Source organism: Gordonia sp. NPDC058843, assembly GCF_042743165.1.
Taxonomy (GTDB): Bacteria; Actinomycetota; Actinomycetes; order Mycobacteriales; family Mycobacteriaceae; genus Gordonia.
Genome location: NZ_JBHYNC010000003.1, coordinates 15261 through 36449, shown reverse-complemented (window position 1 = coordinate 36449; position 21189 = coordinate 15261). Strand labels below are relative to the sequence as shown.

General features: G+C 68.2%; 19 protein-coding genes and 1 riboswitch. Of the genes, 4 read left to right on the top strand and 15 right to left on the bottom strand.

Annotated elements, in window-relative coordinates; all coding sequences use genetic code 11:
• Positions 1-16: 16 nt before the first annotated feature.
• Genes tal through pgl form a run of 4 tightly spaced genes read left to right on the top strand, consistent with a single transcriptional unit; the run spans position 17 to position 4414 of the window.
• On the top strand, positions 17-1138 hold the full coding sequence (gene tal / locus ACFW3F_RS03115; protein WP_388054218.1) for a transaldolase: 1122 nt from the start codon (positions 17-19) through the stop codon (positions 1136-1138).
• A gap of 6 nt (positions 1139-1144) precedes the next feature.
• A complete protein-coding gene (gene zwf / locus ACFW3F_RS03110) occupies positions 1145-2698 on the top strand; it encodes a glucose-6-phosphate dehydrogenase (protein ID WP_388054216.1) in 1554 nt (517 codons plus the stop codon).
• Positions 2699-2747: 49 nt separating this feature from the next.
• Positions 2748-3680 carry a glucose-6-phosphate dehydrogenase assembly protein OpcA gene (locus ACFW3F_RS03105; RefSeq protein WP_388054214.1) on the top strand — a complete coding sequence of 311 codons (933 nt, stop codon included), beginning with the start codon at positions 2748-2750 and terminating at the stop codon, positions 3678-3680.
• Complete coding sequence (gene pgl / locus ACFW3F_RS03100; RefSeq protein WP_388054212.1) at positions 3677-4414, top strand: 6-phosphogluconolactonase; 738 nt, start codon at positions 3677-3679, stop codon at positions 4412-4414. Before ACFW3F_RS03105 ends, pgl begins: the two co-directional genes overlap by 4 nt.
• A gap of 1 nt (position 4415) precedes the next feature.
• On the opposite strand, the gene ppc is transcribed toward pgl, so the two are convergent.
• From ppc to rpe, 15 genes are all read right to left on the bottom strand, one after another.
• On the bottom strand, positions 4416-7247 hold the full coding sequence (gene ppc, locus ACFW3F_RS03095) for a phosphoenolpyruvate carboxylase (protein ID WP_388054210.1): 2832 nt from the start codon (positions 7245-7247) through the stop codon (positions 4416-4418).
• 61 nt (positions 7248-7308) lie between these two features.
• Positions 7309-7545 (bottom strand): preprotein translocase subunit SecG, encoded by a 237-nt coding sequence (gene secG, locus ACFW3F_RS03090; protein WP_010841002.1) that lies wholly within the window; start codon positions 7543-7545, stop codon positions 7309-7311.
• A gap of 106 nt (positions 7546-7651) precedes the next feature.
• The gene (gene tpiA / locus ACFW3F_RS03085) at positions 7652-8440 is read right to left on the bottom strand and encodes a triose-phosphate isomerase (RefSeq protein WP_388054208.1); all 789 of its coding nucleotides are present in this window, start codon (positions 8438-8440) and stop codon (positions 7652-7654) included.
• 4 nt (positions 8441-8444) lie between these two features.
• Complete coding sequence (locus ACFW3F_RS03080; RefSeq protein WP_388054206.1) at positions 8445-9656, bottom strand: phosphoglycerate kinase; 1212 nt, start codon at positions 9654-9656, stop codon at positions 8445-8447.
• 33 nt (positions 9657-9689) lie between these two features.
• Positions 9690-10709 carry a type I glyceraldehyde-3-phosphate dehydrogenase gene (gap, locus tag ACFW3F_RS03075; protein WP_388054204.1) on the bottom strand — a complete coding sequence of 340 codons (1020 nt, stop codon included), beginning with the start codon at positions 10707-10709 and terminating at the stop codon, positions 9690-9692.
• A gap of 192 nt (positions 10710-10901) precedes the next feature.
• The gene (gene whiA / locus ACFW3F_RS03070) at positions 10902-11879 is read right to left on the bottom strand and encodes a DNA-binding protein WhiA (RefSeq protein WP_174316851.1); all 978 of its coding nucleotides are present in this window, start codon (positions 11877-11879) and stop codon (positions 10902-10904) included.
• A 69-nt stretch (positions 11880-11948) separates the two neighbouring features.
• On the bottom strand, positions 11949-12974 hold the full coding sequence (gene yvcK, locus ACFW3F_RS03065; RefSeq protein WP_388054203.1) for a uridine diphosphate-N-acetylglucosamine-binding protein YvcK: 1026 nt from the start codon (positions 12972-12974) through the stop codon (positions 11949-11951).
• Complete coding sequence (gene rapZ / locus ACFW3F_RS03060) at positions 12971-13870, bottom strand: RNase adapter RapZ (RefSeq protein ID WP_388054201.1); 900 nt, start codon at positions 13868-13870, stop codon at positions 12971-12973. The genes yvcK and rapZ overlap by 4 nt, the downstream gene beginning before the upstream one ends.
• Complete coding sequence (gene uvrC, locus ACFW3F_RS03055) at positions 13863-15917, bottom strand: excinuclease ABC subunit UvrC (RefSeq protein WP_388054199.1); 2055 nt, start codon at positions 15915-15917, stop codon at positions 13863-13865. The genes rapZ and uvrC overlap by 8 nt, the downstream gene beginning before the upstream one ends.
• A 10-nt stretch (positions 15918-15927) precedes the next feature.
• Positions 15928-16416, bottom strand: a complete 489-nt coding sequence (locus ACFW3F_RS03050) for a PH domain-containing protein (RefSeq protein WP_388054197.1) — start codon at positions 16414-16416, stop codon at positions 15928-15930.
• Entirely contained in the window at positions 16413-16925 is a 513-nt protein-coding gene (ribH, locus tag ACFW3F_RS03045; RefSeq protein WP_388054196.1) for a 6,7-dimethyl-8-ribityllumazine synthase, read from the bottom strand. Before ribH ends, ACFW3F_RS03050 begins: the two co-directional genes overlap by 4 nt.
• Complete coding sequence (locus ACFW3F_RS03040) at positions 16922-18262, bottom strand: bifunctional 3,4-dihydroxy-2-butanone-4-phosphate synthase/GTP cyclohydrolase II (RefSeq protein ID WP_388054194.1); 1341 nt, start codon at positions 18260-18262, stop codon at positions 16922-16924. The genes ribH and ACFW3F_RS03040 overlap by 4 nt, the downstream gene beginning before the upstream one ends.
• A gap of 20 nt (positions 18263-18282) precedes the next feature.
• Entirely contained in the window at positions 18283-18921 is a 639-nt protein-coding gene (locus ACFW3F_RS03035) for a riboflavin synthase (RefSeq protein ID WP_388054192.1), read from the bottom strand.
• A gap of 44 nt (positions 18922-18965) precedes the next feature.
• Positions 18966-19122, bottom strand: a riboswitch (FMN riboswitch).
• A gap of 82 nt (positions 19123-19204) precedes the next feature.
• The gene (gene ribD / locus ACFW3F_RS03030; RefSeq protein ID WP_388054190.1) at positions 19205-20230 is read right to left on the bottom strand and encodes a bifunctional diaminohydroxyphosphoribosylaminopyrimidine deaminase/5-amino-6-(5-phosphoribosylamino)uracil reductase RibD; all 1026 of its coding nucleotides are present in this window, start codon (positions 20228-20230) and stop codon (positions 19205-19207) included.
• Between the two features lie 3 nt (positions 20231-20233).
• The gene (gene rpe / locus ACFW3F_RS03025; protein WP_388054188.1) at positions 20234-20938 is read right to left on the bottom strand and encodes a ribulose-phosphate 3-epimerase; all 705 of its coding nucleotides are present in this window, start codon (positions 20936-20938) and stop codon (positions 20234-20236) included.
• Positions 20939-21189: the final 251 nt, after the last annotated feature.

Sequence of the window (21189 nt, the reverse complement as noted above, 5' to 3'; positions counted from 1 at the left end):
CCAAGAGGAGAGAATCGTGACCCAGAACGAGAAGCTCGCCGAACTGTCCGCCGCCGGAGTCTCGGTGTGGCTGGATGACCTGTCCCGGGACCTGATCAGCTCAGGCGATCTCGCGGACCTCATCGCGACCAAGTCGGTCGTCGGGGTCACCACCAACCCGTCGATCTTCCAGGCGGCGCTGTCGAAGGGCAGCGCGTACGACGACCAGGTCAACGAACTGGCCGCACGAGGCGCCGATGTCGACGCCACCATCCGGACGGTCACCACCGACGACGTCCGTAACGCCTGCGACGTCCTCGCCCCGGTCTTCGAGGCGTCCGACGGCGTCGACGGACGGGTGTCGATCGAGGTCGATCCGCGTCTGGCGCACGACACCGACGGGACGGTGGCACAGGCCGTCGAACTGTGGAAGATCGTCGACCGGCCGAACCTGCTCATCAAGATCCCGGCCACCGAGGCGGGCCTCCCGGCCATCAGCAAGGTCATCGCCGAGGGCATCAGTGTGAACGTCACGCTGATCTTCTCGGTCGAGCGCTACGAGAAGGTCATCGAGGCCTACCTCGACGGCCTCGACGCCGCGGCCCAGGCCGGCCACGATCTCTCGGGAATCCACTCGGTCGCATCGTTCTTCGTGTCGCGGGTCGACACCGAGATCGACAAGCGACTCGACGCCATCGGCACCCCGGAGGCCGTCGAGCTGAAGGGCAAGGCGGCACTGGCCAACGCGCGCCTCGCGTATTCGGCCTACCAGCAGGTCTTCGAGGTCGAGTCCCGATTCCCCGACCTTCTCGCCAAGGGCGCGCGGCCGCAGCGCGCACTCTGGGCGTCGACGGGCGTCAAGAACCCCGACTACCCCGACACGCTGTACGTGAGCGAGCTCGTCGCGCCGAACACGGTCAACACGATGCCGGGCAAGACGATGGACGCCTTCGCCGACCACGGGTGGGTCAACACCGGGTCCATCATCGGCCTCGCCGCCGAGTCGCAGGAGATCTTCGACAAGATCTCGGCAGTGGGGGTCGACGTCGCGGACGTGTTCAAGGTTCTCGAGGACGAGGGCGTCAGCAAGTTCGAGGACGCGTGGAACGACCTGCTCAGCGCGACCGCCGAACAACTGTCCGCGGCGAACAAAGGCTGACCGCAGGTGGCGGGAGGCGAGGACTCGGTCGGGCCAGGTTCTTGGACCAATCCGCTCCGTGATCCACAGGACAAACGGCTGCCGCGCATCGCGGGGCCGTGCAGCCTGGTGATCTTCGGGGTCACCGGCGACCTGGCACGCAAGAAGCTGATGCCGGCGGTCTACGACCTCGCCAACCGCGGCCTGCTGCCACCCTCGTTCGCCCTTGTCGGGTTCGCCCGGCGTGACTGGACCGACGAGGACTTCGGCGCCATCGTCCACGACGCCGTTCGCGAACACGCACGGACCGGATTCCGCGAAGAAGTGTGGGAACGCCTCGCCGAGGGATTCCGGTTCGTACAGGGCGCCTTCGACGATGACGCCGCCTTCGACAAGCTGCGCGACACACTCAAGTCGCTCGACGTCGAACGCGGAACCGACGGCAATCACGCGTTCTACCTGTCCATCCCGCCCAAGGCGTTTCCGACGGTCTGCGAGCAGCTCGAACGCAGCGGGCTCGCGGCGCCGACGGGCGACAGCTGGCGGCGGGTGGTGATCGAGAAGCCGTTCGGTCACGACCTCGAAAGCGCCCGCGAACTCAACGCCATCGTCAACAACGTCTTCCCCGAGTCGTCGGTGTTCCGCATCGACCACTATCTGGGCAAGGAGACGGTCCAGAACATCCTGGCACTACGGTTCGCCAATCAGCTGTTCGATCCGCTGTGGAGTTCGCATTACGTGGACCACGTCCAGATCACCATGGCCGAGGACCTCGGTCTGGGCGGGCGAGCGGGGTACTACGACGGGATCGGCGCGGCGCGCGACGTCATCCAGAACCACCTGATGCAGCTCATGGCCCTGGTGGCGATGGAGGAGCCGATCTCCTTCGAGCCCAAGCAATTACAGGCCGAGAAGATCAAGGTCCTCGCCGCGACGCGTAACGTCCTGCCGATCGACGAGAACACCGCCCGCGGTCAGTACGGACCCGGTTGGCAGGGCAGTGAGAAGGTTCTGGGTCTCAAGGAGGAGGAAGGCTTCGCGCAGGACTCGAAGACCGAGACCTTCGCGGCCATCGCCCTCGAGGTCGATTCCCGCCGGTGGGCGGGGGTGCCGTTCTACCTGCGTACCGGCAAGCGTCTGGGGCGGCGGGTCACCGAGATCGCGCTCGTGTTCAAACGCGCGCCGCATCTTCCGTTCGATCAGACCATGACCGAGGAACTGAGCCAGAACGCGCTCGTGATCCGAGTTCAACCGGACGAGGGCATCACCCTGCGCTTCGGTTCGAAGGTTCCCGGGTCGAGCATGGAGGTCCGGGACGTCAACATGGACTTCAGCTATGGCACCGCCTTCACCGAGGCCTCGCCGGAGGCCTACGAGCGCCTCATCCTCGACGTCCTGCTGGGTGAGCCGTCTCTGTTCCCGGTGAACGAGGAGGTCGAGTTGTCCTGGCGCATCCTCGATCCGGTGCTCTACCACTGGTCCGCGTCGGGATCGCCCGACACCTACGAGTCCGGTACGTGGGGTCCGCGTTCGGCCGAGGAGATGATGGCCCGCACCGGTCGCGCATGGCGCCGGCCGTGACGAGAAGCCCGCACGTCCTCACCGACCGTTCCGTTCAGGAGGCCTCCCGATGATCGTCGAACTGCCCGACACGTCGACCGGAAAGGTCGCGAAGAAGATCATCGAGGTCCGCGCCGCAGGCGGTGCGCTGAGTCTCGGGCGCGTGCTCACGCTGGTCGTGTGCGTCGACCTCGGCGAACCGATGGAGGGCGCGATCGAGGCCGCGATCGGCGCGAGCCGGGAGCATCCCAGCCGTGTCATCGTCGTCTACCGCGGAGTGCGAGAAGGCGATTCGCGCCTCGACGCGCAGATCCGCGTGGGTGGGGATGCGGGCGCCTCGGAAGTGGTGGTGCTGTCGCTGCAGGGCGAACTCGCTGACCATCCGGAGAGCGTCGTCACCCCATTCCTGTTGCCCGACACCCCCGTCGTCACCTGGTGGCCGGGCAAGGGACCCGCGCGTCCCGCCGACGATCCGCTCGGCAAGCTCGGGCACCGACGCATCGTCGACGCCACCAAGGCCGGCGACTCGCTCGCGGTGCTGGCGCAGCGGCTCGAGACCTACTCCCCCGGCGACACCGATCTCGCGTGGACCCACGTCACGCACTGGCGCGCGATCCTAGCCTCCGCGTTCGATCGTCCACCGCACACCCCGGTCGTCGAGGTCGAGGTGACCGGGTCGCAGAACTCGCCGTCGGTGGACCTCCTCGCCGGATGGTTGCGGTCGACCCTGCAGGTTCCGACACGACGACGCCGCGGCAGTTTCGAGATCCGGCTCCACCGCGACGAGGGTCCGACCATCCTCGCCGTGGACGAGGAGAACAACGCCGTGCTGACGATGCCCGGCAAGCCCGACGGTCGCGTGGCGATGGGCCGGCGCGAACTGCCCGCATGTATCGCCGAGGAACTCCGCCGGCTCGACACCGACGAGGTGTACGTCGAAGCGCTGAAGGGCGTGCCCGAAGTCGAGTTCGCAGACGATACCGAAGGAGCAACCGCACGATGACCACCGAGACCCTCGTCTTCGATTCCAAGCAGGAACTCGTCGAGACCGCAGCGACCCGTTTCGTGGACCTCGTCACCCGCGCCCAGGCCGAGCGCGGCGTCGCCGCCGTGGTGCTGACGGGCGGCAGCAACGGCATCGGCATCTTGTCGGCACTCGCCGCGGACAGCGGCACCATCGACTGGTCGAAGGTCGACATCTACTGGGGCGACGACAGGTTCGTCCCTGCCGACGATCCGGAGCGCAACTCGGGCCAGGCGCGTGAAGCACTGCTCGACGCGGTGCCCGTCGACCCCTCACGGGTGTTCCCGATGGCACCGTCGGACGGTCCGCTCGGCGACGACATCGAGGCCGCCGCCGCCGATTACGCCGCGATCCTCGCCGGCCGGTCGACCGACGGTGTGGCACCGCACTTCGATCTCCACCTGCTCGGGATGGGCGGCGAGGGTCACATCAACTCGCTGTTCCCACATACCGCGGCCACCGCGGAGGCCACGAAGTCGGTTGTCGCCGTCGAGGATTCGCCGAAGCCGCCACCGCGCCGGCTCACCCTGACCCTGCCCGTCGTGAATCGCTCGCGTCAGGTGTGGTTCCTCGTCGCCGGGGCCGACAAGTCCGAGGCGGTCGCCGCCGCACACCGCGGCGCCGATCCGGCCGACTGGCCTGCCGCCGGCGCCCGCGGCACCGAGGAGACGATCTGGTTCCTCGACAACGCGGCCGCCGCCGACCTGACCTGATCTAGCCCGAATTGCGCAGAGCGGTCGCGAGGCCGTTCATGGTGAGCTGGATTCCGCGTCGCACGATCGGGGTGTCCTCCCCCGCCCGGAAGCGGCGGAGCAACTCGACCTGCAGCAGGTTCAGCGGCTCGAGATACGGGAACCGGTTGTAGACCGATCGTTTCAGCGCGGCGTTGTCATGGAGCAGGTCGTCGGTGCCGGTGATCTTCGCGCACATCGCGATCGTCCGTTCGTGTTCGTCGACGATCATGCCGAACACCTTGTCACGCAACTCCTCGTCGGGAACGAGCTGCGCGTACCGGTGCGCGAGCCCCATGTCGGACTTCGCCAGCACCTGGGCCATGTTCGACATGACGGTTCGGAAGAACGGCCACTTCGCGTAGTACCGCTGCAACGTCTCGAGGCGCTCCGCGTCGTCGCCCACCCATTCCTCGAATGCCGAACCCGTGCCGTACCAGCCGGGCAGCATGACTCGGGACTGCGTCCACGAGAGCACCCATGGGATCGCACGGAGATCGGAGATCTTCTCGGTCTGCTTGCGCGACGCCGGGCGGCTGCCGATGTTGAGCGCCCCGATCTCCGACAGCGGCGTCGAGGTGGTGAAGTACTCGACGAATCCCGGCGTCTCGTGGACCAATCGGCTGTAGGCGGCTCTCGCCCTGGCTGCGATGTCGTCCATGATCTCGTAGGCCGAGTCGGATTCGTCGCCGAGGCCTTCCACGTCGAGAAGCGACGACTCGATGGTCGCGGCGAGCAGCGTCTCGAGATTGCGTCGCGCCGCGACCGGTTCGGCGTACTTCGCGGCGATGATCTCGCCCTGCTCGGTGATGCGCAGCGAGCCCTGGACCGCGCCGGGCGGTTGCGCCAGGATGGCGTCGTAGCTGGGGCCGCCGCCGCGGCCGACGGTGCCGCCGCGCCCGTGGAACAGACGCAGCCGGATGCCCGACTGCGCCGCCGCCTCGACCAGGTCGAGCTCGGCACGGTAGAGCGCCCAGTTCGCGGCCATGTAGCCGCCGTCCTTGTTGGAGTCGGAGTAGCCCAGCATGATCTCCTGAATACCGTTCTGGGCCTGCACCATCGCGCGATAGAACGGGACGTCGAGGACCGCGAGCAGGGTCGTGGCACCCTGTTGGAGGTCCTCGATGGTCTCGAAGAGCGGGACCACCCGGACCGGACAGCGCGGCGTTCCGCCATTCGGGTCGTATAGGCCGGCCTCCTTGAGGAGGATCAGTGCCTCGAGCATGTCGCTCACCGAGGTGCACATGCTGATGATGTAGTTCGGCACGGCGGCCGGCCCGAAGGTCGCGACCGCCCTGGCGGCCGCGCGGACGATGCCGAGTTCCTTGGTCGCCAGCTCACTCAGTTCGGCGTCAGGGCGGGTCAACGGGCGGCGCGCGGTCAGCTCGGCCGACAGGATCTCGACCCGCTCGGACTCATCGAGCGACGCGTATTCCGGATGCACACCCGCCCATGCGAGCAGTTCGGCGACGACCTCCTCGTGCGTGTCGGAGTTCTGCCGCATGTCCAGTCCGGACAGGTGGAAACCGAACGTGCGCACCGCTTCACGCAGTGCGAGGAGTCGATCGTCGGCGATCGTGTCGTCCTTGTTCGCGCGGAGCGCGGCGTCGATCACATCGAGGTCGGCGAGGAGTTCGGCCGCGTCGCCGTACGGTTGCCTACCGTCGATCAGGAACAGATCGCTCGAGGTGAGGAAGTCGTCGTCGAACATGTCGCGGGCGGTCGCCACCAAACGGGAGCGGATGGAGCGCAGAGCGAGGCGGAAGGGTTCGTCGGCCCCCGGATCGTCGGCGTCGGCCCCGGCCAGGTCGAACAGGGTGTCGTCCGCGTCGATGAGTCGCGCCGACATGCTGAGTTCCTGTGCGAGGCTCTCGAGTTCGGAGAGGTGATGTGCGACGGCGGTCTGGGCGGCGAGCGTCGTGGCCAGGGTGACCACGTCGGAATTCACGAACGGATTGCCGTCGCGGTCGCCGCCGATCCACGACCCCATGCGGATCATCGGCTCGTCGGCGAGCCCGGCGTCGGGGTACGTCGAGCGCAGCGCGTCGCGCACCGCGGTGTTGATGGCCGGCACGACCTCGAAGAACGACGCGTCGTAATACCGCAGACCGGAACGGATCTCGTCCTGGATGGTGAGACGTTCGAGCCGGATGAGGGCGGTCTGCCACAGCGTCAGGATCTGACGTCGGATCGACTCGGTGACCTCGGCGTCCTCGTCCGGCGTCAGCTCGGTGCGTCCGCGGAACCGCATCTGCTCGGTGATCCGGTTCTGGGCCTCGAAGACGGTCCGGCGGCGGGTCTCGGTGGGATGCGCGGTGATGACCGGCACCACCACCGCGTCGGCCAGGGTCCGGCCGACCTCGTCGTCGCCTAGTACAGCTTCGGCGAGCTTGCGGTAGGTGGCGGCGAGGCTGCTGTCCTGCGGCGGGTCGCCGGCCCGAACGTGGATGGCCCGGCGCCGTTCGCGGTGGATGTCCTCGGCCAGGTTCGCCAGCAGGGCGAAGTGACTGAATGCCCGGATGACCGGGACGGCGGTGGAGATGTCCAGATCGACGAACATGTCGGCGAGCTCGGTGCGGTCGATCTCGTTGCGGCGCACGCGGAACGCGGCGACGCGGGCAGCTTCGACGAGGTCGAACACATCGCTTCCGCAATGTTCCCGGACGACGTCGCCGAGGATCCCGCCGAGCAGGCGAATGTCCTCCCGCAGGGGTTCGGTGAGCGCCCGGCCCTCGTCGTCGACGACGATGTGGTCGACGATGGAGATGGATGGGCGCCAGTCCGGGACTCCCCGTGCGGGGACGGTTTCACTCATGCCGTCAAGTATCCCGGCCCGGCCCGGGCACGGCATCCCGAGAGGTTGTCCCGGGCTGATGCTATCCGGAGAGCTTGATGTCGACGCCCACGCCGACGATGAAGATCACCCAGATGAGTCCGACGAAGATGGTCAACCGGTCGAGGTTGCGTTCGACGACGCTCGAGCCCGACAGGCTGGACTGGACACCGCCGCCGAACAGCGACGACAGACCGCCACCCTTGCCGCGGTGCAGCAGGATGAGCACGATCAGCAGCACGCTGGTCACGATCAATCCGATGTCGAGTGCACCTTGCACAGTCACGAGTCGAAACGCCCTTCCGTAAAGCCCCTACATACAGCTGTGGCAGGTCAGCCCCCGAAAAGAGGCCAACCTGCCACAGTGTACGCGTGGGTATGACCCGTCAGGGCAAGGGGCCACCCGCGGCGATCGCCGACAGTGTCGCGAACTCGTCGGACTTCAGCGAGGCGCCACCGACCAGTGCGCCGTCGACGTCCGGGCGTCCGACGATGTCGCCGACGTTCTTGGCGTTGACCGATCCGCCGTAGAGGACACGCACCGACGCCGCGGTGTCGGCGTCGGCGATCTCCGCGACGGTCTCGCGGATCGCCTTGCACACCTCTTGCGCGTCGTCCGCGCTGGCGACGCGGCCGGTGCCGATCGCCCAGACCGGCTCGTAGGCGATGACGGTCTTGGCGATGTCGGCCGCCGACAGACCCGCGAGCGAACCCTTGAGCTGCGCGACGTTGTACGACACGTGCTCGCCGGCCTCGCGGATGTCGAGACCCTCACCGATGCACACGATCGGGGTGAGCTCGTGCTTGAGCGCGGCCTTGGTCTTGGCGAGCACGATCTCGTCGGTCTCGCCGTGCAACGTGCGTCGCTCGGAATGTCCGACGACCACGAACGTGCAGCCAAGCTTCGCGAGGAACGCGCCGCTGATCTCGCCCGTGTAGGCACCCGAGTCATGCGCCGACACATCCTGCGCACCGTAGGTGAGCAGCAGCTTGTCCCCGTCGACGACGGTCTGCACGCTGCGGATGTCGGTGAACGGCGGGATGACCGTCACGTCGACCTTGTCGAAGTACTTCGCCGGCAGGGCGAACGCGATCTTCTGAACCAGCGCGATGGCCTCGAGGTGGTTCAGGTTCATCTTCCAGTTACCCGCGATGAGCGGTTTACGAGTCGGCATCAGATCAGCTCTCCAGCACCTTGAGTCCGGGGAGTTCCTTGCCCTCGAGGTACTCCAGCGATGCACCACCTCCGGTGGAGATGTGCGAGAAGTCGGAGTCGGGCAGGCCCAGTGTCCGTACCGCGGCGGCCGAGTCGCCACCGCCGACCACGGTGAACGCGCCGTTCTGAGTCGCGCCGGCGATGGCCTCGGCGACACCGCGGGTGCCCGACGAGAACTTCTCGAACTCGAACACACCCGACGGACCGTTCCAGAAGACGGTCTTGGCCCCGGACAGGACCGCGGCGAACCGCTTCACCGACTCCGGACCGATGTCGAGGCCCATCCAGCCATCGGGGATGGCGTCGGAGGCCACCGTGTCCGCCTGCGCGTCGGCGGCGAACTTGTCGGCCACCACGACGTCGACCGGGAGATGGATGACGTCGCCGAATCGCTCCAGCAAGCTCTTGCAGACGTCGATCTGATCGTCCTGCAGAAGCGACGTGCCCACCGAATATCCCTGTGCGGCAAGGAAGGTGAACGCCATTCCGCCGCCGATGACCAGAGTGTCGACCTTGGGAGCCAGTGCCTCGATGACGCCGAGCTTGTCCGAGACCTTCGACCCGCCGAGAACGACGGCGTAGGGACGCGTCACCTCCTCGGTGAGCTTCGAGAGCACATCCACCTCGGCGGCGACCAGCTCGCCCGCATAGTGCGGGAGCAGCTTGGCGACGTCGTAGACCGAGGCCTGCTTGCGGTGCACCACTCCGAAACCGTCGGAGACGAACGCGCCGTCCTCACCGACAAGCTCGACGAGAGCCTTGGCGAGCGCCTCGCGCTCGGCGTCGTCCTTGGAGGTCTCCCGCGGATCGAAGCGGATGTTCTCCAGCAGCAGGACGTCGCCGTCGGTGAGCCCCTCCGCGCGGGCCAGCGCGTCGGTTCCGACGACGTCACCGGCGAGCTGCACGTTGCGGCCGAGTTCCTCGCCGAGACGTGCGGCGACCGGCGCCAGCGAGAACTTCGGATCCGGCTCGCCCTTCGGACGACCCAGGTGCGCGGTGATGATCACCTTGGCACCGGCGTCGATGAGCGCGTTGAGCGTCGGCAGGGACGCGATGATGCGACCCGGATCGGTGATCGTCGACCCGTCGAGCGGGACGTTGAAATCCGACCGGACCAGCACACCCCTGCCCGAAACACCTTCTTCCAGAAGGTCTTTCAGAGTGGGAACACCCATGAGGCGTTGACTCCTAAAGTCGTTGGGAGCGGGTCAGAGCGACTTGCCGACGAGACCGATGAGGTCGACGAGGCGGTTGGAGTAGCCCCACTCGTTGTCGTACCACGACACGACCTTGGCCTGGTCGTCGATCACCTTGGTCAGGCCGGCGTCGAACAGCGAGCTGTGCGGGTCGGTGACGATGTCGGACGAGACGATCGGAGCATCGTAGTACTTGAGGATGCCCTTGAGCGGACCGTCGGCGGCAGCCTTGAGTGCAGCGTTGATCTCGTCGGCGGTGGCCGACTTCGACAGCTGAGCGGTGAGGTCGGTGACCGAACCGGTGGGGATCGGGACGCGCAACGCGTAACCGTCGAGCTTGCCCTTCAGCTCCGGGAGGACCAGCCCGATGGCCTTGGCGGCACCGGTGGAGGTCGGCACGATGTTGATGGCCGCGGCGCGTGCGCGACGCAGGTCCTTGTGCGGGCCGTCCTGCAGGTTCTGGTCCTGGGTGTACGCGTGGATCGTGGTCATGAGGCCCTTGACGATGCCGAACTCGTCGTTGAGGACCTTCGCCAGCGGCCCGAGGCAGTTGGTGGTGCACGAGGCGTTGGAGATGATGTTCTGGCTGCCGTCGTACTTGTCGTCGTTGACGCCCATCACGATCGTGATGTCCTCATCCGAGGCCGGGGCGGAGATGATGACCTTCTTGGCGCCGGCGTCGAGGTGTCCCTGAGCCTTGGCGCGCGCGGTGAAGATGCCGGTCGACTCGACGACGACGTCGACGCCCAGATCGCCCCACGGAATCGCGGCCGGGCCCTCCTTGACCTCGAGGGCCTTGATCTTCTGGTCGCCGACGACGATGGTGTCGTCACCCTCGAGGGTGACGTCGTCAGCGAGGCGACCCAGGATGGAGTCGAACTTCAGCAGGTGTGCGAGGGTCGCGTTGTCGGTCAGGTCGTTGACCGCGACGATCTCAATGTCGGTGGTGCCCAAAGCTTTTTGCGCTTCGACGGCGCGGAAGAAGTTGCGGCCGATCCGGCCGAATCCGTTGACGCCTACCCGAACAGTCACAGTTGTGCTCCTTAGCGGTATTCATGGTCGGGCCTGGTGGTCAAGCCCTGTCTGGCCGCGCGTGAGCGGTCAGCGAAGCACACCTGAGTGGTCACGCCTCCGCCCACGTCGCCACCAGCCTAGTAGGCGACCCTGTGCTCGGCACACCGCAGGTCCGGGTCACGCGCGCCGGTGGGGTCTCCGGCGTGCGACTCAGGCCTCGTCGAGCAGCTCGGAGGTGACCGCGGATTCGGTGTCGGGGATGCCGTCCTGACGGGCCTTCTTGTCGGCCATCGACAGGAGCCGGCGGATCCGTCCGGCGACGGCGTCCTTGGTCATCGGCGGGTCGGCGAGCTGACCGAGCTCTTCGAGGGACGCCTGCCGGTGGGTGATGCGCAACTGTCCGGCCGCGATGAGATGGTCGGGTACCTCGTCGCCGAGGATGTCCAGGGCGCGTTCCACGCGGGCGGCGGCGGCGACCGCCGCACGGGCCGACCGACGCAGGTTCGCATCGTCGAAGTTGGCGAGGCGATTGGCGGTGGCGCGCACCTCCCGCCGCATCCGGCGTTCCTCCCAGACGAGCCTCGTGTCGTGGGCGCCCATGCGGGTGAGCAGAGCCCCGATGGCCTCGCCGTCGCGGATGACGACGCGGTCGGCGCCGCGGACCTCGCGCGCCTTGGCCGTGACGCCGAGCCTCCTCGCCGCGCCGACCAGGGCCAGAGCCGCCTCGGGGCCGGGACAGCTGACCTCCAGCGCCGAGGACCGGCCGGGTTCGGTGAGCGAGCCGTGCGCCAGAAACGCTCCGCGCCAGGCGGCCTCGGCGTCGGCGACACTGCCACCGACGACCTGTGCGGGCAGGCCGCGCACCGGCCGGCCGCGCAGGTCGAGCAGTCCGGTCTGTCGTGCCAGGCCCTCACCGTCCTTGGTGATCCGCACGATGTAGCGCGCCGACTTCCGTAGACCACCGCCACGCAGGACGTGGACATCGGAGGCGTAGCCGTAGAGGTCGTGGATCTCGCGACGCAACCGGCGTGCCACGTTGCCCATGTCGACCTCGGCCTCGACCACCACGCGACCCGCGACGATGTGCAGGCCACCGGCGAAACGCAACAGAGCCGACACCTCGGCTCTCCGGCAACTCACCTGAGTCACCGACAGGCGACTGAGTTCGTCCTTCACCGCCGCCGTCATCGCCACCGGTACCTGTCCTCCTGTCAACAGACCACACGTCCTAGGAAATACGCGGAAACCTCGCCCGAGTCAGGCGTCCGCTCGGCCAGAGTAACGGGTCAATTCACCTTCGCACAGTTCGTTCACCACGGCGGCGACTTTCGCCGGGTCATGGACCTGACGGCCGGGCACCGCGACGTCCCCGACATTCAGCTCCGCGCCGAACAACCCGGCCGCACGCTCGAGGTGATCCCGTTCCCGCCCGGCGGGGACAGACGATGCGTCCACGAGGACGTGGTCGACCCGAAAGGTGTTCGCATGCGCGTGCAGCACATGGAGGTGACGCTCGACCGAGAACCCCGGCGTCTCCCCCGGCTCGGGGGCGAGATTGACCACGAGCACCTTACGAGCCCTGCTGCGCTGCAAGGCCTTCAGTTGCTCGGGCACCAGCACGTGCGGGATCACGCTCGAGAACCAGGAGCCCGGTCCCAGCATCACCAGGTCGGCCGATTCGATTGCCTCGAGCGCCGATTCGCAGGCCGGCGGGTCGTCGGGCAGCAGACGGACGCGTCGGACCTTGCCCGGGGTGGTGGCCACCGCCACCTGCCCGCGGATCTCGCGGCTGATCCGGGGATCGGCCTCCAGTCCCGAGACATCGGCCTCGATGTCGAGCGGCACGGTCGACATGGGCAGCACGTGGCCGGTGATACCGAAGATCGTCCGCAACTCGGCGAGGGCGCCGACGGTGTCGCCGAGCACCTCGGTGAGTCCGGCGAGCAACAGGTTGCCGATCGGATGCCCGGCCAGAGCTCCGCGGCCACCGAAACGGTGCTGGAGCACCTCGGCCCACAGTTCGTGCCGGCGGCGGGCGGCCGGATCGACGGCCGGGGAGTCCTCGAGCCCCGCGGGCGTACTCATCAACGCGGCGAGCGCCATTCGCAGATCACCGGGCGGGATGAGTCCGAGCTCGGCACGCAGGCGCCCCGACGATCCCCCGTCGTCGGCCACGGTGACCACCGCGGTGATGTCCGCGCTCAGATAGCGCATCGCGGTCAACGTCGCGTAGAGGCCGTGTCCGCCGCCGAGGGCGACGATCCGGGGCTCCCGGGGACTCATTCGCGCCCCAGGTCGCGATGCATGACCCGTACGTCGTAGGACTCGTTCCCGGCGTCGTCGACGGCGCGGTCCAGACGAGCCGACAGTTCCTCGGCGATGGCCACACTGCGGTGCTTGCCGCCGGTACAGCCGACGCTGATCGTCATGTAGCGCTTGCCTTCTCGGAGGTAGCCCCGGCCGACGATGGAGACCAGCCCGGTGTAGAGGTCGAGAAAGCCATCCGCGTCCGGTTGACCCAGGACGTAGTCACGGACCGGCGCCTCCCGGCCGTTGTGGTCGCGCAGCTCGTCGATCCAGTGCGGATTGGGTAGGAACCGGACGTCGGCGACGAGATCGGAGTCGATGGGCAGCCCGTACTTGAAGCCGAACGACTGCACCACGATCGACAGACGGGGTTCGGTGTCGCCCGGCGCGACGCCCTCGACGATCGCGCGCAGTTTGGCCGCGGTCAGCGCGGAGGTCTCGACCACGAGGTCCGCGACGTTCTTGATCGGGGCCAGGATCGCGCGCTCGCGGGCGATCCCCTCGACCAGGGTCTCCTTGCCCTGCAACGGGTGCCGGCGACGAACCTGTTCGAAGCGTCGGACCAGCACCTGGTCGCTCGCGTCGAGATACAGGAGTCGGGTGCGGATCCCGGACTGTTCCAACCGGTCCCGCAACTGCTCGAGCTGGTGGGCGAGGTTGTCGTCGGACGCCCGCAACACCATGGCGAGCCGGGTGATCGACGGATCGTCCTCGCGGACCATCCCGACCATCGTCGAGATCAGTGACGGGGGCACGTTGTCGGCCACGTACCAGCCGTCGTCCTCGAGCACGTTCGCCGCGGTGGACCGGCCGGCGCCGGACATCCCGGTCACGAACAGCACGGTGAAATCCGTGCCCGCCTGCTCAGTCATCGGCACCTCGTCCCGGGTCACCGGTTGCCACCGTCATCTCCTTCTCGGCCCCCAAGGGGGCCGGGGTCGGGGTCTGCTCCGGCGTCTGCGCGTCGACGGAGAGCGCGGACTTGACCGCGCGCGCCGTGGTGAGGCCTATTCCGGGCACCTGGGATATCTCGTCCAAGGATGCCTCACTCAAGCGCGCAACCGACCCGAAGTGGGTCACCAGTGCGGTGCGGCGGGTCCGACCCAGGCCGGGGACCCCGTCGAGCACGGACTCGGTCATGCGTTTGCTGCGTTTGCTGCGATGGAACGTGATGGCAAAGCGATGCGCCTCGTCACGCACGCGTTGCAGCAGGAAGAGCGCTTGGCTGTTGCGCGGCAGGATCATCGGATCGTCGTCGCCGGGTACCCAGACCTCCTCGAGGCGTTTGGCGAGCCCGATCACCGAGACGTCGGTGACACCGAGTTCGTCGAGCACCGCCGCCGCGGCGTGGACCTGCGGCGCACCGCCGTCGACGACGAAGAGGTTCGGCGGATAGGCGAACTTGCGTGACTGCGCCGGCGTGTCGGCGGTGGCGGCGCTGATCTCGCCGGACACCGGTGGCGGCGCATCCCGGTCGGACCGGTGGCGGAGGAACCGGCGCCGGGTGACCTCCGCAATGGACGCGACGTCGTCGGAGTGGCCCTCGCCGGCGGCATGCCGGATCGAGTAGTGCCGGTAGTCGGACTTGCGCGGCAGACCGTCTTCGAAGACCACGAGCGAGGCGACCACATCGGTGCCCTGCACGTGCGAGATGTCGACGCACTCGATGCGCAGCGGAGCCTGATCGAGCAGGAGCGACTCCTGCAGTTCCGTGAGCGCCGCCGAGCGGGTGGTGAGGTCGCCCGCGCGTCGGAGCTTGTGCTGCGCAAGAGCTTCGCCCGCGTTGCGCGCGACGGTCTCGAACAGCGCCTTCTTGTCGCCGCGCTGCGGAACCCGGAGTCGGACCCGACTCCCGCGGAGCCCGGACAGCCACTCCTCGAGTTCCTCGGCGTCGGAGGGCAGTTCCGGGACCAGCACCTCACGGGGTATGGACTCCCCGTGGGCCCGGTCGGTGCCGACCTCGACCGAGGCGTCGAAATCGACCTGGGCGCCGTAGAATTGGGTGACGAACTCCCCCACCACGTCGCCGTCGGTGCCGTTGTCGCTGCGTTCGACGACCCAGCCGCGCTGGCCGCGGACCCGCCCGTCGCGGACGTGGAAGACCTGCACCGACACCTCGAGCTGGTCGCCGGCGAGCGCGATCACGTCGGCGGTGGTGCCGTCGCCGAGCACGACCGCCTGCTTCTCCATCGCGCGTCGCATCGCACCGATGTCGTCGCGGAGCCGGGCGGCACGTTCGAAGTCGAGCTCCGCGGCGGCGACGTTCATGTCCCGTTCCATCTTGCGGATCATCAGGTCGGTTCGGCCGGCGAGGAAGTCGCAGAAGTCCTCGACGATCTCCCGGTGTTCCTCGGCGTCCACCCGCCCCACACAGGGCGCCGAACACTTGTCGATGTAGCCGAGCAGGCATGGGCGGTCGATCTGACGGTGCCGTTTGAACACACCGGCCGAGCAGGTACGGGCCGGGAAGACCCGGGTGAGTAGATCGACCGTCTCGCGGATCGCCCAGGCATGCGCGTACGGGCCGAAGTAACGCACCCCCCGTCGGCGCGGACCCCGGTAGACGAACAGCCGGGGGTACTCCTCGTTCAGGGTGACCGCGAGCATCGGGTAACTCTTGTCGTCGCGATAACGGACGTTGAAGCGCGGGTCGAACTCTTTGATCCAGTTGTATTCGAGCTGTAGCGCCTCCACCTCGGTGCCGACGACGGTCCACTCGACCGACGCCGCCGTCGTCACCATCTGGCGGGTGCGCGGGTGCAGCGAGGTGATGTCGGCGAAATACGACGTCAGCCTCGACCGGAGATTCTTGGCCTTGCCCACGTAGATGACACGACGATGCTCGTCGCGGAACTTGTACACCCCGGGATCGGTCGGGATGGACCCCGGCGCGGGGCGGTAGGTAGTCGGGTCGGCCACGTGTTCCAGGCTAGTGGCCGGGCCGGACAGTCCCGCGGTAGCGCTCCTCCACCTCGCGGAACCGGCTCATCGCGTCGATCGCGCGCTGGCCGTCACCGGCCTGAACAGCCAGGACGGTGATGTGTTCGTCGGACGGGAACAGCAGCCACGCCCCGAACCCCTTCTCCGGATAGGTGAGACCGAGAACACGGTCCCACTCGAAGAGTCGCACCGTCACCAGGTTGCGCACCTCGACGCCGGCGGCGCCGACACGCAGTCGCGGTCGGGTGAACAGCAGAATCGCCGCCGAGACGAGCACGCCGATGAGGATGATCGCGACCTGGTCGGCACCGCCGAGGTTGCGGACCCCCACGTCGTCGATGGTGAGCAGCAGACCGAACGTGATGTGGATCGCGAGCACGACCACGGCCGCCGCGATCGCCCACCTCGGCAGATTGCGGGGTCGGTACACGAGATCCCAACCCGCGGCGTCGGTCGGCGGGGTGTCCGCGGAACTCACGCCGAAGCTCCTCCGACCGCCACGGGATGGGTCTCGCCGCGGTGCAGCGCGCGCAGGGTCAGCGCCGACGCCAGCGCGGCGACGGTGGCCTGTGCGCCCTTGTCCTCCGTCGAGCCCGGGAGCCCGGCCCGGGCGATCGCCTGGTCCTCGGTGAGGACCGTGAGCACCCCGTTGCCGACCGGGGTCGACTCGTCGAGCGACACCCGCGTCAGGCCGGCGGTCACCGCGTCGCAGACGTACTCGAAATGCGGTGTCTCGCCCTTGATCACGACACCGAGGGCCACCACCGCGTCATGGGTGCGGGCCAGCGCCTGCACGATGACGGGCAGTTCGATGGCACCGGCAACCTGCACGATGGTCGGCTCGGTCACGCCGTTGTCCCGTGCGGCCCGGATGGCCCCGTCGAGGAGTGCGCCGCAGACGGTCTCGTGCCATTGCGACGAGACGATGGCCAGACGCAGGGTCCCCGCATCGGCGAGTTCGAGGGTCGGCTCTCCGTGGCCGCTCATGCAGGTGCTCCTTCGGATGCGCCGTCGGTGGGCTGGGCGTTGTCGGAGTGGGCGTGATCGTCGAGGCCGACGAGATCGTGGCCCATCCGATCCCGCTTCGTACGCAGGTAGCGGAGGTTCTCGGCGTTGGCGCGCACCGGCATCGGGACCCGGTCGACGATGTGCAACCCGTAACCGTCGAGGCCCACACGCTTGGCCGGGTTGTTGGTCAGCAGCCGCATCGACGAGACGCCGAGATCGACGAGGATCTGTGCACCGAGACCGTAGTCACGGGAGTCCGCGGGCAGGCCGAGCTCGAGATTGGCGTCGACGGTGTCGGAGCCGGCGTCCTGCAGCTGGTAGGCCTGCAGTTTGTGGAGCAGGCCGATGCCGCGGCCCTCGTGCCCGCGCATATACAGGATGATCCCGCGACCCTCGGCCGCAACCATCTCCATGGCCGCGTCGAGCTGCGGCCCACAGTCACAGCGCAGGGAACCGAAGACGTCGCCTGTCAGACACTCCGAATGCACGCGCACGAGGACGTCGTGGCCCTCGCCGTCGTCGCCGGTGATGTCGCCCTTGACGAGGGCGACGTGCTCGACGTCGTCGTAGACGCTCGAGTAACCGACCGCACGGAAATCGCCGTGGCGGGTGGGGATTCGGGCATCGGCGACGCGGACCACGTGCTTCTCGTGGCGGCGGCGCCAGGCGATGAGGTCGGCGATCGAGATGAGGGCGAGGTCGTGTTCGTCGGCGAACACGCGCAGCTCGTCGGTCTGCGCCATCGAACCGACGTCCTTCTGGCTCACGATCTCGCAGATCACCCCGGCCGGGGCGAGATCGGCGAGTCGCGCGAGGTCGACCGCGGCCTCGGTGTGCCCGGGGCGGCGCAGGACGCCGCCTTCCTTCGCGCGCAGCGGCACCACGTGTCCGGGCCGGGTGAAGTCGGCTGCCGCGGCGTCGGGATCGGCGAGCAGGCGCATCGTCGTCGCACGGTCGGCCGCGCTGATGCCGGTGCCGATGCCGTCGCGGGCGTCGACCGTCACGGTGTAGGCAGTGCCGTGCTTGTCCTGGTTCATCGAGTACATCGGGGGCAGGCCGAGGCGGTCACACGCGTCGCCGTCGAGCGGGACACACAGATAACCGGAGGTGTAGCGCACCATGAAGGCCACCAGCTCGGGGGTGGCCATCTCGGCCGCGAAGATCAGGTCGCCCTCGTTCTCGCGATCCTCGTCGTCGACCACCACCACGGCCTTGCCCGCCGCGATGTCGGCGATGGCGCGTTCGATCGTGTCGAACTCGACTCCGGTCCCCTCGCTTGTGGTCACGTCTTCACCGTCTCGCGGCGACTCGCTCATCAGAACCTCACTCGTTGTGCTCATTTCGCCCCCGCAACATCAGGAGTAACAGTCGTGTCCGAACCCAGGTGGAGGCGTTCGACGTACTTGGCGATGACGTCGACCTCGAGGTTGACCACGGTGCCGGGTCGGGTGGCGCCGAGGTTGGTCTCGTTGAGAGTCGTCGGGATCAGTGAGATCTCGAACCAGGACTCGTCTCCGGCTCCGCCGACCGCCGACACGGTGAGCGATACACCGTCGACGGTGATCGACCCCTTCTCGACGAGATAACGGGTGAGCGTGGCGGGCACGGCGATTCGTATGACCGTCCAGTTCTCCGACGGGCTGACGGCGGCGATCGTGCCGGTTCCGTCGACATGGCCCTGCACGATGTGGCCACCGAAACGACCGTTCGCGGGCATCGCGCGCTCGAGATTGACGGTGCTTCCGGCCGATAGGTCGGACAGCGAACTCCGGCGCAGCGTCTCGCCCATCACGTCGACGGTGAACTCACCCGGACGGAGGTCGACGACGGTCAGACACACGCCGTTGACAGCGATCGAGTCGCCATGGCCGGCGTCGGCGGTGACCACGGGCCCTCGGACGGTGAAACGGGCGGCGTCGGAGAGATCCTCGCGGTCGGCGATGACGCCGAGTTCTTCCACGATTCCGGTGAACACGCACTCCTCCTGCTCGCTCGGAGCAGACAGGGCGGCCTCGTGTCGCCTGTTCTCTCGCATCCGGACTATGACCGTCGGCTTCGGATTCGCACCGAATCTGCTGTCCCTGCCTGGTGGCAGGCGCTCGCGGGCTGGACGATGCGGATCCACCGCACCCTCATCACCGCCGGTGGGGAATTTCACCCCGCCCCGAGAACTGGTGACATCGACGCTAGCACGGTCGGCGATGTCCGTCGCATTGCGATTCCGGTGAGCGAAAAGCGCCGCGGTCATGTCGTGCCGCTCAGCTTTCGCGCGAAGTGGTCGAGGGGCGCGACAGGGTGACGAGGACGTCGTCGCCGAGCCGGGTCACCGACGTCGTGCTGAACCGCAGGCCGTCGGCGAGGGTGGTCACCCCGGGGATCTCCACCGAACTGCGACCGGCGCCCAGCACCAGCGGGGCGACGTACGCGTGTACCTCGTCGACGAGTCCGGCGGCGAAGAAGGCCCCCAGAATGTGCGGCCCGCCTTCGACCAGCACCCACAGGGCGTCGGGCAGGGCCGCGAGGACGTCGGCCGGATCGTGGGAGTCGACCTGGATCAGCGGGCCACCGACGGACTCCCGGAGGCGGGCGTCCGCGGGGAGGTCGCGGTGACCGAGGACGACGCGGGCCGGCTGGTGCGGATGCAGCGTGCCGTCGGCCGTGCGCGCGGTGAGCGTCGGATTGTCGGCCAGCGCGGTGCCGGTGCCGATGACGATGGCGTCGATCCGGGCTCGTTGGGAGTGCGCATGGTCGCGTGCCTGTGGGCCGGTGATCCACTGGCTGGTGCCGTCGGGCGCGGCGATCCGGCCGTCGAAACCCGACGCTATTTTCGCGGTGACATGCGGCCGACCCAGGCGCTGCCGGGTGAGCCATGGGCGGAGCGGGCCGTTCTCGACGTCCTCGACGGCGACTCCCCCGGTGACGCGTACCCCGGCGGCCCGTAGGGTCTCGGCGCCGCCGGCGGCGACCGGGTTGGGGTCGCTCACCGCGTAGTGGACCTCGGCGACGCCCGCATCGACGAGGGCCTGCGCGCACGGGCCGGTGCGGCCGGTGTGGTTGCAGGGTTCGAGAGTGACGACCGCGGTGCCGCCACGCGCGGCATCGCCCGCGGCCCGCAGTGCCATGACCTCCGCATGTGGTCCGCCGGGTGGTTGCGTCGCCCCGACGCCGGCGACGGTGCCGTCGGCGGCGAGGATGACTGCGCCGACGGGCGGATTCGGGGAGCTGATCCCCATCGCCTCCCGGGACGCGCTGATCGCGCGTTCCATGGCGGCGCCGATGTCCATCTCTCAGGCCTGGGTCTGTGCCCGTGCGGTGGCGGCCGACTCGCGCAGCGCCGCGATGGCCTGTCCGGGATCATCCGCGCCGTAGACGGCCGATCCCGCGACGAAGCAGTCGATCCCGGCCTCGGCGGCCTCCTCGATGGTGTCAGCGTTGATGCCGCCGTCGATCTCGACGAGGAGCTTCAGGTCCTCGGCATCGATGAACTTCCGGATGGCGCGGGCCTTTTCGAGTACATCGGGGATGAACTTCTGACCACCGAAGCCCGGTTCGACGCTCATGATCAGCAGGGTGTCGAAGTCGCGCAGGATCTTCAGATACGGCTCGAGTGCGGTGCCCGGCTTGATCGACAGACCCGCCTTGGCCCCGGCGGCCCGGATGTCACGGGCGACGCCGATCGGGTTCTCGGTGGCCTCGGCATGGAACGTGACGTTGTGTGCGCCGGCCTCGGCGTACGGCGGTGCCCACCGTTCCGGGTTCTCGATCATCAGATGGCAGTCGAGCGGGATGTCGGTGGCCTTCAGCAGGCTCTCGACGATCGGCAGGCCCAGCGTGAGGTTCGGCACGAAGTGCGCGTCCATGACGTCGACGTGCAACCAGTCCGCCCGGGTGTCGCCCGGCCGCGCAACCGCGGCGGCCTCCGCCGCGAGATTCGCGAAGTCCGCGGAGAGGATGGACGGGGCGATCATGGGCGCGGTGCCAGCGGTGCACATGGTCGACAAGTGTAGGACGCGGGGTTCGTACGGACGTATAGCGGTCGGGCCGGGTCCACGGAAGTCCCGACCTTTCACGACTTCGCCACTCCGGACCTGGAAGTCAACAGAGTTCGGGCCTGATCCTCCGGGACCCGGCGATGAACACAGTCACAGTGCCGAGCCTGCGGGCCAGCCAGGATCCTGGGGCTGCGGAGAGCGCGGCATGGGTCCGCTGCCGCGGACCTCAGCCTCCGCGGGCACTCCTGAAG

Bases quoted from the DNA above. Each gene is read 5' to 3' on its own strand.
- ACFW3F_RS03105 (WP_388054214.1), top strand. From the start codon at position 2,748: ATGATCGTCGAACTGCCCGACACGTCGACCGGAAAGGTCGCGAAGAAG.
- pgl (WP_388054212.1), top strand. From the start codon at position 3,677: ATGACCACCGAGACCCTCGTCTTCGATTCCAAGCAGGAACTCGTCGAG.
- ppc (WP_388054210.1), bottom strand. From the start codon at position 7,247: ATGAGTGAAACCGTCCCCGCACGGGGAGTCCCGGACTGGCGCCCATCC.
- tpiA (WP_388054208.1), bottom strand. From the start codon at position 8,440: ATGCCGACTCGTAAACCGCTCATCGCGGGTAACTGGAAGATGAACCTG.
- ACFW3F_RS03080 (WP_388054206.1), bottom strand. From the start codon at position 9,656: ATGGGTGTTCCCACTCTGAAAGACCTTCTGGAAGAAGGTGTTTCGGGC.
- whiA (WP_174316851.1), bottom strand. From the start codon at position 11,879: ATGACGGCGGCGGTGAAGGACGAACTCAGTCGCCTGTCGGTGACTCAG.
- yvcK (WP_388054203.1), bottom strand. From the start codon at position 12,974: ATGAGTCCCCGGGAGCCCCGGATCGTCGCCCTCGGCGGCGGACACGGC.
- rapZ (WP_388054201.1), bottom strand. From the start codon at position 13,870: ATGACTGAGCAGGCGGGCACGGATTTCACCGTGCTGTTCGTGACCGGG.
- ribH (WP_388054196.1), bottom strand. From the start codon at position 16,925: ATGAGCGGCCACGGAGAGCCGACCCTCGAACTCGCCGATGCGGGGACC.
- ACFW3F_RS03040 (WP_388054194.1), bottom strand. From the start codon at position 18,262: ATGAGCGAGTCGCCGCGAGACGGTGAAGACGTGACCACAAGCGAGGGG.
- ribD (WP_388054190.1), bottom strand. From the start codon at position 20,230: ATGGACATCGGCGCCGCCATGGAACGCGCGATCAGCGCGTCCCGGGAG.
- rpe (WP_388054188.1), bottom strand. From the start codon at position 20,938: ATGTGCACCGCTGGCACCGCGCCCATGATCGCCCCGTCCATCCTCTCC.